14 protein-coding genes are annotated in these 12,836 nt (G+C 62.2%); 2 read left to right on the top strand and 12 right to left on the bottom strand.

The features are described 5' to 3' along the window. Positions 1–90 precede the first annotated feature (90 nt). Positions 91–1,290, top strand: a complete 1,200-nt coding sequence (locus L1P09_RS04935; protein ID WP_009683452.1) for a CaiB/BaiF CoA transferase family protein — start codon at positions 91–93, stop codon at positions 1,288–1,290. Between the two features lie 20 nt (positions 1,291–1,310). Further along, positions 1,311–2,186, top strand: a complete 876-nt coding sequence (locus L1P09_RS04930; protein WP_029886737.1) for a TIGR02285 family protein — start codon at positions 1,311–1,313, stop codon at positions 2,184–2,186. Between the two features lie 351 nt (positions 2,187–2,537). Here L1P09_RS04930 and L1P09_RS04925 read toward each other — a convergent pair whose 3' ends face one another. From L1P09_RS04925 to ffh, 12 genes are all read right to left on the bottom strand, one after another. Next, entirely contained in the window at positions 2,538–2,819 is a 282-nt protein-coding gene (locus L1P09_RS04925) for a DUF3509 domain-containing protein (protein WP_009683450.1), read from the bottom strand. Positions 2,820–2,887: 68 nt separating this feature from the next. After that, on the bottom strand, positions 2,888–3,277 hold the full coding sequence (locus tag L1P09_RS04920; RefSeq protein ID WP_235768542.1) for a response regulator: 390 nt from the start codon (positions 3,275–3,277) through the stop codon (positions 2,888–2,890). Positions 3,278–3,454: 177 nt separating this feature from the next. Further along, positions 3,455–4,864 (bottom strand): threonine synthase, encoded by a 1,410-nt coding sequence (thrC, locus tag L1P09_RS04915; RefSeq protein ID WP_009683448.1) that lies wholly within the window; start codon positions 4,862–4,864, stop codon positions 3,455–3,457. Between the two features lie 168 nt (positions 4,865–5,032). Further along, positions 5,033–6,337, bottom strand: coding sequence for a homoserine dehydrogenase (locus tag L1P09_RS04910; protein ID WP_009683447.1), 1,305 nt, complete (start codon positions 6,335–6,337; stop codon positions 5,033–5,035). Positions 6,338–6,419: 82 nt separating this feature from the next. After that, positions 6,420–7,163 (bottom strand): DsbC family protein, encoded by a 744-nt coding sequence (locus L1P09_RS04905; RefSeq protein ID WP_235768541.1) that lies wholly within the window; start codon positions 7,161–7,163, stop codon positions 6,420–6,422. Between the two features lie 152 nt (positions 7,164–7,315). Further along, the gene (gene xerD / locus L1P09_RS04900) at positions 7,316–8,212 is read right to left on the bottom strand and encodes a site-specific tyrosine recombinase XerD (RefSeq protein WP_029888037.1); all 897 of its coding nucleotides are present in this window, start codon (positions 8,210–8,212) and stop codon (positions 7,316–7,318) included. Between the two features lie 171 nt (positions 8,213–8,383). Next, entirely contained in the window at positions 8,384–8,791 is a 408-nt protein-coding gene (locus L1P09_RS04895; protein WP_009683444.1) for an acyl-CoA thioesterase, read from the bottom strand. Positions 8,792–8,886: 95 nt separating this feature from the next. Then, complete coding sequence (rplS, locus tag L1P09_RS04890; RefSeq protein WP_003252148.1) at positions 8,887–9,237, bottom strand: 50S ribosomal protein L19; 351 nt, start codon at positions 9,235–9,237, stop codon at positions 8,887–8,889. 42 nt (positions 9,238–9,279) lie between these two features. After that, a complete protein-coding gene (trmD, locus tag L1P09_RS04885) occupies positions 9,280–10,032 on the bottom strand; it encodes a tRNA (guanosine(37)-N1)-methyltransferase TrmD (RefSeq protein WP_003252146.1) in 753 nt (250 codons plus the stop codon). A 3-nt stretch (positions 10,033–10,035) separates the two neighbouring features. Next, entirely contained in the window at positions 10,036–10,572 is a 537-nt protein-coding gene (gene rimM / locus L1P09_RS04880; protein WP_009683442.1) for a ribosome maturation factor RimM, read from the bottom strand. Between the two features lie 5 nt (positions 10,573–10,577). Then, the gene (gene rpsP, locus L1P09_RS04875) at positions 10,578–10,829 is read right to left on the bottom strand and encodes a 30S ribosomal protein S16 (RefSeq protein WP_008094480.1); all 252 of its coding nucleotides are present in this window, start codon (positions 10,827–10,829) and stop codon (positions 10,578–10,580) included. A gap of 247 nt (positions 10,830–11,076) precedes the next feature. Continuing rightward, on the bottom strand, positions 11,077–12,453 hold the full coding sequence (gene ffh, locus L1P09_RS04870; protein WP_029888036.1) for a signal recognition particle protein: 1,377 nt from the start codon (positions 12,451–12,453) through the stop codon (positions 11,077–11,079). Positions 12,454–12,836 lie beyond the last annotated feature (383 nt).

Genomic DNA, 12,836 nt, shown 5'->3' with positions numbered 1-12,836 from the left:
CCCATCCGCACTCGCCATGCGCCGCAGCAGTACCCGGCGCAACCGCCGTGTGATAAAACCACCGCTCTGCCCAACTGCCACGGATGCCCCATGTCGACGCCCAGCAAACCCCTCGCCGGCCTCAAGGTTGTCGAACTCGGCACACTGATCGCCGGGCCATTCGCCTCGCGCATCTGCGCCGAATTCGGTGCCGAGGTGGTCAAGGTCGAGTCGCCCGATGGCGGCGACCCGCTGCGCAAGTGGCGCAAGCTGTACGAAGGCACCTCCCTGTGGTGGTTCGTGCAGGCGCGCAACAAGCAGTCGCTGACCCTCAACCTGAAGCACCCTGAAGGCCGCGAGGTATTGCAAAGGCTGCTGGCCGACGCCGACATCCTGATCGAGAACTTCCGCCCGGGCGTGCTCGAAAAGCTTGGCCTGGGCTGGGATGTGCTGCATGCGCTCAACCCTGGGCTGGTCATGGTGCGCCTGTCGGGCTTTGGCCAGACCGGGCCAATGAAGGACCAACCAGGTTTTGGTGCCGTAGGCGAGTCGATGGGCGGCCTGCGCTACATCACCGGCTTCGACGACCGGCCACCGGTGCGCACCGGCATTTCGATCGGCGACTCGATCGCCGCCTTGTGGGGCGTTATCGGTGCGCTGATGGCGCTGCGCCACAGGGAGGTCAACGGCGGCCAGGGCCAGGTGGTGGACGTAGCGCTGTACGAAGCCATCTTCGCCATGATGGAAAGCATGGTCCCGGAATTCGATGTATTCGGTTTTATCCGTGAACGCACCGGCAACATCATGCCCGGCATTACCCCCTCCTCCATCCACACCAGCGCCGACGGCAAGCATGTACAGATCGGCGCCAACGGCGATGCAATCTTCAAGCGCTTCATGCAGGCCATCGGGCGTGCCGACCTGGCTGACGACCCAAGCCTGGCCAGCAACGATGGCCGCGACCTTCGCCGGGATGAACTGTACGGGGTGATCGACCGCTGGGCCAACAGCCTGCCGCTGGAAACGCTGATGCAGGTGCTGACCGCCGCCGAGGTCCCGGCCAGCCGGATCTACTCCGCCGAGGACATGTTCAGCGACCCGCAGTACCTGGCTCGGGAAATGTTCCTCCAGGCCAAGCTGCCCGACGGCAAGCCATTCAAGATGCCTGGCATCGTGCCCAAGCTGTCGGAAACCCCAGGTTCCAGCGAATGGGTGGGCCCGGCCCTTGGCGAGCACACCGAGGCACTGCTGGCCAGCCTTGGCTATGACGCGGCGGCGATCGCCAGCCTGCGCGCCGCAGGCACGGTCTGAACCAGGCGCAGCCCGGCCGCATGCGCGCCGCCCGCCGCCTACGCCCGCTGGTCCTGCTTTGCGGGCTGATGGCCGCATTGCTGCTGCACCCTGCCAGTGCCAAGGAACGCCTGTTCTGGCTGGTGCGTGACCTGCCGCCATTCACCATTTTCGACGGCCCGGAGCAAGGCCGAGGGGTAATCGACCAACTGCTGCCCCTGTTGATTGCGCAGATGCCCGAGTACGACCACACCATCCAGCGCGTCAACCGTGCCCGCGGAATCCAGATGCTGCAGGACCGCAACACCTTCAGCTGCGACCCGACGCTGCTGTGGACACCCCAACGTGAGGAATATGTGCAGTTCTCCCTGCCCTCCCTGGGCGTGCTCAGTGGCGGCCTGGTGGGCCGCAAGGAAAGCCAGGCACTGGTGGCCCCCTATCTGCAGGGCCAGCAGGTAGACCTGCATGGCCTGCTGAGCAAAACCGCACTGAAACTCGGGGTGGTTGCCGAACGCAGTTATGGCCTGCAGATCGACAGCATTTTGCGCCAGCTGCCAGACACTGTGCTCAGGCGCCATTACGGTAACGAAGCCACCGCCAACCTGCTGCAGATGCAGCAGTTGGGGCGCCTGCGCCTGGTGCTCGGCTACTGGCCTGAGGTGCGTTACCTGATCCAGCAGCAAGGCGCCGCGCTGGCCGATTATCAGTTTTATCCAGTGCAGGGGGTGGAGCGCTACCAGTTTCTGCACGTGGGGTGCTCGGACAGCGAACTGGGGCGCGCTGCAGTGGCGCATATCGACCAGTTGCTGCTTGCGTTGCGACGGGACGTGCTGCCTGGGCTGTATGCCCACTGGCTGGATCCGGTCTCACGCAGAAACTACCTGGAAGAAAGCAAGCGTTTCTTCGAAGCCCATTAAACGCCTACACCGGCTATCGCCGGCGAGCCAGCTCCCAGAGAAAAATGCATAACTTATTGATTTAGCGGGGACTGTGCGGGAGCGGGCATGCCCGCGAAAAATCCAGCGCGGTGGCTGGCACCGGCTACGCCGGTGTTCGCGGGCACGCCCGCTCCCACACAGGCCGCGTCGCGCTTACGAATTGAGTCAGCGGCGCGACAGGGCCGGTTGAGAACCCAGAAAAAAGAAACCCCGGGCGCTGGGGAAGGACGCCCGGGGTCAAGCGAAAGCCCTTGAGGACTTCCCGTGGCAGCTTTGCCAGCGCCGGAGCAAAGCGCTGGCTGGCTGCCCCTACTGTGTCAGATGAATCCTTTAGGCAAAGGTTCCCTGCGGTTGCTGGCGTTGTTGCAGCGCAGCGATCACGCAAGGCTGCAGCCGCCCCTCGGCTATCTGCAGGTCACGGTGCAAACCATCCACCAGGTCGATCAACAGGCGGTGTTCCTGTAACTGGCGCTCACTGACAGTGCGCTGCAAGGTCACCCCCGTGAGGCCGCCTTGAACCGTGAGCTGGCGATTACCGTTGGCATCGGCAACGCCGAGGTGGGTCTGATAAGGGCTCAGTGCATCGTTGAGCAGGCTGCAGATTCTTTCCATCCGGTTCACTCGCTGCGTGGTGGGATATAGAGCAACTGACCCGCGGGCACAGCGGAAAGTTCGCCTTGCTATGGCCGTTGTCGATGCCGCGCCTGCAGCGACTGCAGGGCGCGCTGCAGGCGCGGCATCGACAACGGCCAGGGCAGCTCGGCGAGTACCCACAGGCCTTGCTTGCGCGCCTCTTGGGCCAGGTCGAAACGCTGCGGCGCAGGCTGGCCGACGAACAACAGGGCACGGGCCTGTGCCAGCCGTGCGAGCAGGGCACGGCCGGCCCTGGTTGGCATGGCATGGTCGAGAATCAGCAGGTCTGGGCGGCGTTCGGCGCCAAGGAGGGCATCCAGTTCAGCGGTGGTCGCGCTGATGCGCACAGCGAACACGCCTTGCGCGTTGAGGGCCTGGTGCAGCAGGATCTGGTGCGATGGGCGTGCCTGATGAATCAACACGACGGTCTGGTGCATGAGCCGCTCCTGATGGGAGGACCGGCTAATTTAGGCGCTGGTGAATGCCGCCTGAATAGGATGATTCTGATTAAGCTGCGGGAACTGGCTATACCGCGTCAGCTGAAGCCAACGCGGTTGCCTGCAGGAGCGGCCTTGTATCGCGACGGGGCTGCGCAGCAGCCCCAGGCACACCCGTTACAATGGCTTGCCACGGTTGCCATGCTGGCTGACAAAGCCCTGTACCGCTTTCAGGTCATTGGCCAGCACCGTGCAACGCTCCTCACGGCTGAACAGGTCGCTGAGGTGCGCCGGCAGCTCGAGTGCCTTGCCCACACCGGCCTTTTCTACCGCTTCAGGGAACTTGACCGGGTGCGCGGTACCCAGCACAACCATCGGCGTGTCCAGGTTGCGGCGGCACTCACGGGCGGCCTTGACGCCGATCGCGGTGTGCGGGTCGAGGACCTCGCCAGTGGCAGCGAACACCTCGGCGATGGTCTCGCAGGTCTGCTCGTCGCTGACGGCCAACGAATCGAACAGCTTGCGGGCTTCGGTCCAGCGGTCCTGCTCGACGCTGAAGCCGCCACCCTGCTTGAAGTTGGCCATCAGTTCGGCAATTGCGCCACCGTTGCGGCCGTGCAGGTCGAACAGCAGGCGCTCGAAGTTGGACGACACCATGATGTCCATCGACGGCGACAAGGTGGCGTGCAGGGTTTCCTTGACGTACTGGTTGCCGCTCATGAAGCGGTGCAGGATGTCGTTGCGGTTGGTGGCCACGATCAGCTGGCTGACCGGCAGGCCCATGTTGCGCGCCAGGTAGCCGGCAAAAATGTCGCCAAAGTTGCCGGTCGGCACCGAGAACGCCACGGAACGCGACGGCCCACCCAACTGCAGGGCGGCATGGAAGTAGTAGACGATCTGGGCCATGATGCGCGCCCAGTTGATCGAGTTCACGGCCACCAGGCGGGTGCCCTTGAGGAACGACTGGTCGGCGAAGCTGGCCTTGACCATTTCCTGGCAATCGTCGAAGTTGCCTTCGATGGCGATGTTGTGGATGTTGTCACCGAAAATGGTGGTCATCTGCCGGCGCTGTACTTCCGACACGCGCTGGTGCGGGTGCAGGATGAAGATGTCGACGTTGTCGCAACGGCGGCAGCCTTCGATGGCCGCGGAGCCGGTGTCACCACTGGTGGCGCCGATGATCACCACGCGCTCGTTGCGCTTGGCCAGCACGTGGTCGAGCAGGCGCCCGAGCAGTTGCAAGGCAAAGTCCTTGAACGCCAGGGTTGGGCCGTGGAACAGCTCGAGTACCCATTCGTTGCTGTTCAGCTGGCGCAGCGGGGCCACCGCTGCGTGGGCGAACTCGCCGTAGGTTTCTTCGAGGATCTTCTTGAAGTCGGCGTCGGCGATGCTGCCTTCAACGAACGGGCGCATGACCCGGAAGGCCAGTTCGTGGTACGGCAGGCCGGCCCACGAAGCGATTTCTTCCTGGGTGAAACGTGGCAGGTTTTCCGGCACATACAGGCCGCCGTCACTGGCCAGGCCAGCCAGCAGCACGTCTTCGAAATTCAGGGCCGGTGCCTGGCCGCGGGTACTGATATAGCGCATGGGTGCAAACCTTTGATTTGAGCGGCAAGCTGCGAGCGGCAAGCTACAAGAAAAGCCGACTGGCCTTGCTCTTGTGCTCTGCATCTCGCTGTTCCCGCGAATTTACTCTGTTCGAAGCCTCAAAACTGCACTGCCTTCACTTGCACCTTGCAGCTTGAGGCTTGCCGCTTAATTGAGCTGCTCGACGCGAATGCGCACAACCTTGCCGACCACGTCCTGCAGGGCTTCCAAGGCGACGATGGCATCATTGATGCGCTGCTCGACCACGCCGTGGGTGACCAGGATCATCGGTACCAGGCCGTCCTGTTCCTCGGCTTCCTTCTGCATGATCGACTCGATGTTGATACCACGCTCGGAAAGGATGCTGGCGACCTGGGCCAGCACGCCTGGGTGATCCTTGGCCTGGATACGCAGGTAGTAGGCGCTCTCGCAGGCTTCGATCGGCAGGATCGGGTGGGCCGACAGCGAATCGGGCTGGAAGGCCAGGTGCGGTACGCGGTTTTCCGGGTCGGAGGTCATGGCACGGACCACATCGACCAGGTCGCCAACCACCGACGAGGCGGTTGGCTCCATGCCGGCACCGGCACCGTAGTACAAGGTCGAACCGGCGGCGTCACCGTTGACCATCACGGCGTTCATCACGCCGTTGACGTTGGCGATCAGGCGGTCGGCGGGGATCAAGGTCGGGTGCACGCGCAACTCGATGCCTTCAGCGGTGCGCCGGGCCACGCCCAGGTGCTTGATGCGGTAGCCGAGGGCCTCGGCGTAGTTCACGTCAGCGGTGGTCAGCTGGGTGATGCCTTCGGTGTAGGCCTTGTCGAACTGCAGCGGAATGCCGAACGCGATGGAGGCGAGGATGGTCAGCTTGTGCGCAGCATCGATGCCTTCGACGTCGAAGGTAGGGTCGGCTTCGGCGTAGCCCAGCGCCTGGGCTTCGGCCAGCACATCGGGGAAGGCCCGGCCCTTCTCGCGCATTTCGGTGAGGATGAAGTTGCCGGTACCGTTGATGATGCCGGCCAGCCAGTTGATGCGGTTGGCTGACAGGCCTTCACGGATGGCCTTGATCACCGGGATGCCGCCGGCCACGGCCGCTTCGAAGGCGACGATCACGCCTTTTTCGCGGGCCTTGGCAAAGATTTCGTTGCCGTGCACGGCGATCAGCGCCTTGTTGGCGGTGACCACGTGCTTGCCGTTCTCGATGGCCTTGAGCACCAGGTCGCGGGCGATGGTGTAGCCGCCGATCAGCTCGATGACGATGTCGATCTCGGGGTTGCTCGCAACGTCGAACACATCAGCGGTAATGGGGGTACCGGTAATCTGGCAGTTCGGGTTCTGCGAGCGCATGGCGATCTGTGCCACTTCAATACCGCGCCCGGCACGACGGGCAATCTCCTCGGCGTTGCGCTGAAGTACATTGAAGGTTCCGCCACCGACGGTCCCCAACCCACAGATGCCTACTTTGACCGGTTTCACTGTGAACTCCCCATTGAACGGCCGGCACCTTGCCGACCGTGAAACATGCCGTCACCCCATGACGACGGCGTACTGAATTGGATTACTTGGCCAGTGCCAGCTTGGCGACCTGTGGCGCCGGCTGGTAGCCCGGAATGACCTGGCCGCTTTCCAGCACGATGGCCGGCGTGCCGTTGACACCGATCGACTGGCCCAGCTGGAACTGCTTGCCGACCGGGTTGGCGCACTTGGCCGCCTTGATTTCCTCGCCTTCGACCATTTTGTCCATCGCCGCGCGGCGGTCGCTGGAGCACCACACCGCCTGCAACTGCTGGTCACCCGGCGAACCGAGGCCCTGGCGCGGGAAGGCGACATAGCGCACTTCGATACCGCGGCGGTTCAGTTCAGGCACTTCGGCGTGCAGCTTGTGGCAGTACGGGCAGGTGGTGTCGGTAAAGACGGTGATATGCGACTTGGTTTCGCCCTTGGCAGGATAAACCACCATCTCGGCGGCTGGAATGCCGTTGATGAGCTTGGCCACGCCTTGGCGTTCGGTTTTTTCGGTAAGGTTGACCGGCTTGCCGTTCTGGATCTGGAACAGATAACCCTGCATCACGAACTGGCCATCGGCGCTGGCGTAGAGAACCCGGCCGCCCTGCAGCTTGACTTCGTACAGGCCGTTCAGCGGGCTGCTGGCCACGCTTTCCACGGGTACTTCCAGCTCGAGGTTTTGCAGTGATTTACGGATGGCCTGCTCGGCACCGGCATTGCTGTCGGTTGCCGTGGCAAGCGCAAAGGTACTGGCCAGCGCCAACGCGGCGGCGGCGAAAAACTGGGTCACGCGCATGGGAACTCCTGAAGGCGGACAGGGACCGGAGGGCGCCACCGGCGAAAAAGAGCGGTGAGCGTGCGGCCCTTGGTGCAAACCGCCCAAGCCTACCACATCACGCTGCTGGTGAAGGGCCTGGCAAGGACCGGTCGGCGGAACATGAAAAACATTCATCCACGCGGGTGGTGCTGGGCGTGCAACTGTTGCAGGCGAGCCTTGGCCACATGGGTGTAGATCTGCGTGGTCGACAAGTCGCTGTGGCCCAGCAGCATCTGCACCACGCGCAGGTCGGCGCCATGGTTGAGCAAATGGGTGGCAAAGGCATGGCGCAGCGTATGCGGGGACAGCGGCTTGTCGATACCGGCCACGCGGGCATGGTGCTTGATGCGGTGCCAGAAGGTCTGGCGGGTCATTTGCTCGCCGCGAAGGCTGGGGAACAGTACATCACTGGGGCGACCATTGAGCAGTTCGGCACGGCCACCGCGCAGGTAGCGCTCCAGCCATACCACGGCTTCTTCGCCCATGGGAACCAGGCGCTCTTTGCTGCCTTTGCCCATGACCCGCAGCACGCCCTGGCGCAGGTTGACCTGGTCGAGGGCCAGGCTGACCAGTTCGGTGACGCGCAGACCACAGGCGTACAGCACTTCGAGCATGGCGCGATCACGCTGGCCGATGGCCTCGCCCAGGTCCGGGGCCTGCAGCAGGGCTTCGACGTCCGCTTCGGACAGCGACTTGGGTAAAGGCTTGCCCAGTTGCGGCATGTCGACCTGCAAGGTCGGGTCGATGGCCACCAGCTTTTCCCGCAACAGGTAACGGAAGAAGCCGCGCAGGCCGGAGATGAAACGTGCCGTGGAACGCGGCTTGTAGCCCTGCTCCAGGCGCCAGGCCAGGTGGTCGAGGATCAGGTCGCGGCCAGCGTCGGGCAGCGCCACGGAGCGCTCATGCAGCCAGCCGTTGAACAGGGCCAGGTCACTGCGGTAGGACACGCGGGTGTTGTCGGACAGGCCTTTCTCGAGCCACAGGGCGTCGAGGAACTGGTCGATCAGGGGGTGGTCTAGGGCGGGCATTCAGGGCTGCTGAGTGTTGGAGATGGGGCTAGTGTTTCACAGCAGCCTGGGGGTTGTCTGTACCGGCCTCTTCGCGGGCACGCCCGCTCCCACAGGGCCTGCACAGGCTTTGAATCCTTTGCATGGCTTGTAGAAGCGGGCGCGCCGGCGAAAGGGCCAGTGCAGAAGAACTCAGGCCTGGGGCAAAACCGGCACCGGGCGCTTGTCCTCGTCGATGGCGACAAAGCTGAACACCCCATGGATTGCACGCTCACGGCCGTCCAGGTACATGTTTTCTACGAACACATCCACTTGCACCTGCAAACTGGTGTTGCCGACCTTGATCACCGTGCCCACCAACTCGACGATCGAGCCCGCCGGGATCGGGTGCTTGAAGTCGATGCGGTCGGTGGACACGGTCACCAGCGGCAGGCGGCAGAAGCGCGTGGCAGCGATGAACGACACCTCGTCCATCCAGGCCAGCGCAGTACCGCCGAACAGGGTGTTGTGGTGGTTGGTGGTGTTGGGGAACACCGCCTTGGTCACGCGGGTAACCGACAGTTCGGTGCGGCGCTGAATTTCCTGGTCTCGGGTAGTCATCGCAATTCGATCTTCTGAAGATTGAAAAAGCAAAAAAGCAGCCCGAAGGCTGCTTTTCTCTCGCTAGGCGGCCTCGGCCACCGGGCAAACTGTACTCAGGACAGTTTTTCCTTGATGCGAGCGGCTTTGCCGGACAGGTCGCGCAGGTAGTACAGCTTGGCTTTACGCACGTCACCACGACGTTTCACGGCCAGGCTGTCGATTTGCGGGCTGTAGGTCTGGAAGGTACGCTCTACGCCAACGCCGCTGGAGATCTTGCGCACGGTGAAGGCGCTGTTCAGACCGCGGTTACGCTTGGCGATAACGACGCCTTCGAACGCCTGCAGACGGGAACGCTCACCTTCCTTCACTTTAACCTGAACGACAACGGTGTCGCCTGGTGCGAAGGTCGGGATTTCCTTGCTCATCTGCTCGGCTTCGAGCTGCTGGATGATCTTGTTGGTCATGCTGTGCTCCTAAGATGGATACGCGATCCACCATCGATACGTTTAACTATCGTCCCGCTCGCGGAGATATTCCTCGAGCAGCTTCTTCTCTTCTCCAGAAAGCGAGCGACTTTCCAGAAGATCGGCGCGTCGTTCGAAGGTCCTACCAAGGGACTGCTTCATCCTCCAACGCCGGATGTGTGCATGGTTGCCACTTAGCAACACGTCGGGAACACGCTGATCCGCATACACCTCAGGCCGGGTGTAGTGCGGGCAATCAAGCAGACCGTCGGTAAAGGAATCCTCTTCCGCCGAGTCCACATGCCCTAAAGCTCCGGGCAGCAGCCGCGTAACCGCATCGATCAGTACCATGGCCGGCAGCTCGCCACCGGAAAGCACATAGTCACCAATCGACCACTCCTCATCGACATGAGCCTCGATAAAGCGCTCGTCGATGCCCTCATAACGACCGGCGATCAGGATCAACGACTCCTGTTCGGCCAGGCCTTTGACCGCTTGCTGAGTCAGCTTGCGGCCTTGTGGCGAAAGGTAGATCACCTTCGCCGCAGCTCCGGTTGCCTGCCTGGCGCTAACCAGTGCATCTTCCAGAGGCTTGATTTTCATCACCATGCCCGGACCACCGCCAAACGGCCGATCATCTACCGTGTGGTGACGATCTGTGGTGTAGTCCCGCGGGTTCCAGCAAGTCACCTGAAGCAACCCTTGTTTCACCGCGCGGCTGGTAATGCCGTACTCCGTGATGGCCGAGAACATCTCGGGGAACAACGTGATGACATCTACGCGAAGGTTACCCATCGTTTAGAAATCCGCGTCCCACTCAACCCGCATCGTGCCTGCTTCCAGGTCGATTGCCAGCACGCATTGCTCCGTATAGGGCAACAGCCGCTCGCGATCATCCAGGCTGCCCGCACAGGGCTTGACCACCATTACATCGTTCGCGCCAGTCTCCAACAGGTGATCGACCTTGCCGAACAGGTGTTCGTCCTGGTTGATGACCTTCAGACCCACCAACTGGTACCAGTAGTACTCGTCGGCAGCCAGGTTGGGCAAAAGGCTCCGCGCAATGCAGATTTCGTAACCGCTCAGAAGCCGGGCTTCATCACGATCATCGAGGCCTTTCAGTTTCACGACCAGGCCCTTTTGGGAGCCACGACCGCTGACCAGCTCGACCTGCTTTACCTTGCCTTCGTGCCGAAGCGTCCAGCGCGGATAATCCAACAGGTTTTCAATCGGATCGGTAAAGGAATACACCTTCACCTCGCCGCGAACGCCGTGAACCGAAAAAATCTTGCCAACGACGATGAGGTCGTCAGCCTTTTCTGGCGTCGCGTTCATACGTTTCAGGCAGCGGCCTTGGCAGCGTCCTTCAGCAGCTGAGCAACGCGCTCAGACGGCTGTGCGCCCTGGCTCAGCCAGTAGGTGACGCGCTCCTGGTTGACCGACAGCTTGACTTCGGCGCCCGATGCGATCGGGTTGAAGAAGCCAACGCGCTCAACGAAACGGCCGTCACGGGCGTTACGCGAGTTGGTCACGGTCAGGTGGTAGAATGGGCGCTTTTTCGAGCCGCCACGGGCCAGACGAATGGTTACCATGTGAACATCGTTCCTATAGTCGGTGTTGCAGTTTTTACTGCAAATCTGAATGCCAAATAGGCACACGGGTGCCCAAAAGGCCGCATATTCTCGGGGAATACACGGACATTTGCAAATGACTTTTTCGGCAAGGCACCGCCCCGCCGTCCAGATTTGCCGGTTGCGCCGCGAAATTCGCGGCCGTTGCCCCGCCGTGGCGGGGGTTCTAGGTGCCTGCCCGACGAAAGGCAGGCACCCGGAATACGTGTTACAGCTTGGGCATGCCGCCGCCCGGGAGCATACCGCCCAGGCCGCGCATCATCTTGGCCATGCCGCCCTTGGCAGAGAACTTCTTCATCATCTTCTGCATCTGCTTGTGCTGCTTGATCAGCCGGCCGATGTCCTGCACCTGGGTACCGGAACCCAGGGCGATACGGCGCTTGCGCGAACCGCTGATCAGGTCAGGGTCGCGGCGCTCGGCCGGGGTCATGGAGTTGATGATCGCTTCCATCTGCTTGAACTGCTTCTCGGCCGCGCCCTGGGCGTTGCCCATCTGCGACAGGTTGACCCCGCCGATGCTCGGCAGCTTGTCCATCAGGCCACCCAGGCCGCCCATGTTCTTCATTTGCTGCAGCTGGTCGCGGAAGTCTTCGAGGTCGAAGCCCTTGCCCTTCTTCAGCTTCTTGGCGAGCTTGTCGGCCTTGGCCTTGTCGATGGTCTGCTCGGCCTGCTCGATCAGGCTGAGTACATCGCCCATGCCCAGGATGCGCGAGGCCACGCGGTCGGGGTGGAACGGCTCGAGGGCCTCGGTTTTTTCACCCATACCGATGAACTTGATCGGCTTGCCGGTAATGGCACGCACCGACAGCGCAGCACCGCCACGGGCGTCACCGTCGACCTTGGTCAATACCACGCCGGTCAGCGGCAGCGCCTCGCCAAAGGCCTTGGCGGTGTTGGCGGCGTCCTGGCCGGTCATGGCGTCGACCACGAACAGGGTTTCGATCGGCTTGACCGCAGCGTGCAGCGCCTTGATCTCGGCCATCATGTCGGCATCGATGTGCAGGCGGCCGGCGGTGTCGACGATGACCACGTCGATGAACTTGAGCTTGGCTTCGCGGATGGCCGCTTCGGCAATGGCCACCGGCTTCTGGCTGATGTCGGACGGGAAGAAGGTGACACCGATGTCGTTGGCCAGGGTTTCCAGCTGCTTGATCGCCGCCGGGCGATAGACGTCGGCGGACACCACCATCACGCTCTTTTTCTTGCGCTCCTTGAGGAAGCGCGCCAGCTTGCCAGCGGTGGTGGTCTTGCCGGCGCCCTGCAAGCCGGCCATCAGTACCACGGCAGGCGGGGCGGCATTGAGCGCAAGGTCTTCGTTGGCCGCGCCCATGAGGCTTTCCAGCTCGGCCTGCACGATCTTGACGAACGCCTGGCCCGGAGTGAGGCTGCGCGACACTTCGGTGCCGACCGCACGATCCTTGACGCTGCTGACGAAATCCTTGACCACCGGCAGGGCGACGTCGGCCTCGAGCAGGGCCATGCGCACTTCGCGCAGCGTGTCCTTGATGTTGTCTTCAGTCAGCTTGGCCTTGCCGGTGACGTGGCGCAGCGTCTGTGACAGGCGGTCGGTCAGGTTTTCGAACATGGTGATCCTTTCAGGCCCAGTAAAAGCCGAGGTTTGTCAGGCGCCTGCAGGGAAAAACATACCCGCCAGGCACAGCAAGGCGGCGATTATAGCGAAGTGCGGCGGCGGCGCCCACCTTGGCTTCCGAGCGGCAAGCGGCAAGCGGCAAGCGGCAAGCTACAAGCTACAAGCTACAAGCTACAAGCTAAAAGCTAAAAGCTAAAAGCTAAAAGCTAAAAGCTAAAAGCTAAAAGCTAAAAGCTAAAAGCTAAAAGCTAAAAGCTAAAAGCTACAAGCAAGAGCCGATGCGCGGGATGGCTGCTTTTTCTTGAAGCTTGCCGCTTGAAGCTTACCGCTTAAAGCCCCCGCTTCAGGCTTGCAGCTTCCAGCTTGCAGCTCACTAT

Source organism: Pseudomonas juntendi (assembly GCF_021560075.1).
Lineage (GTDB): Bacteria > Pseudomonadota > Gammaproteobacteria > Pseudomonadales > Pseudomonadaceae > Aquipseudomonas > Aquipseudomonas juntendi.
The sequence above is the reverse complement of the archived record's forward strand: the minus strand, read 5'-3'. Positions and strand labels throughout refer to the sequence as shown.

What these genes read in the sequence shown, in the direction of transcription:
- L1P09_RS04935 (WP_009683452.1), top strand. Translation starts at nt 91, where the DNA reads ATGTCGACGCCCAGCAAACCCCTCGCCGGCCTCAAGGTTGTCGAACTC.
- L1P09_RS04930 (WP_029886737.1), top strand. Translation starts at nt 1,311, where the DNA reads ATGCGCGCCGCCCGCCGCCTACGCCCGCTGGTCCTGCTTTGCGGGCTG.
- L1P09_RS04925 (WP_009683450.1), bottom strand. Translation starts at nt 2,819, where the DNA reads ATGGAAAGAATCTGCAGCCTGCTCAACGATGCACTGAGCCCTTATCAG.
- L1P09_RS04920 (WP_235768542.1), bottom strand. Translation starts at nt 3,277, where the DNA reads ATGCACCAGACCGTCGTGTTGATTCATCAGGCACGCCCATCGCACCAG.
- thrC (WP_009683448.1), bottom strand. Translation starts at nt 4,864, where the DNA reads ATGCGCTATATCAGTACCCGCGGCCAGGCACCGGCCCTGAATTTCGAA.
- L1P09_RS04905 (WP_235768541.1), bottom strand. Translation starts at nt 7,163, where the DNA reads ATGCGCGTGACCCAGTTTTTCGCCGCCGCCGCGTTGGCGCTGGCCAGT.
- xerD (WP_029888037.1), bottom strand. Translation starts at nt 8,212, where the DNA reads ATGCCCGCCCTAGACCACCCCCTGATCGACCAGTTCCTCGACGCCCTG.
- L1P09_RS04895 (WP_009683444.1), bottom strand. Translation starts at nt 8,791, where the DNA reads ATGACTACCCGAGACCAGGAAATTCAGCGCCGCACCGAACTGTCGGTT.
- rplS (WP_003252148.1), bottom strand. Translation starts at nt 9,237, where the DNA reads ATGACCAACAAGATCATCCAGCAGCTCGAAGCCGAGCAGATGAGCAAG.
- trmD (WP_003252146.1), bottom strand. Translation starts at nt 10,032, where the DNA reads ATGGGTAACCTTCGCGTAGATGTCATCACGTTGTTCCCCGAGATGTTC.
- rimM (WP_009683442.1), bottom strand. Translation starts at nt 10,572, where the DNA reads ATGAACGCGACGCCAGAAAAGGCTGACGACCTCATCGTCGTTGGCAAG.
- rpsP (WP_008094480.1), bottom strand. Translation starts at nt 10,829, where the DNA reads ATGGTAACCATTCGTCTGGCCCGTGGCGGCTCGAAAAAGCGCCCATTC.
- ffh (WP_029888036.1), bottom strand. Translation starts at nt 12,453, where the DNA reads ATGTTCGAAAACCTGACCGACCGCCTGTCACAGACGCTGCGCCACGTC.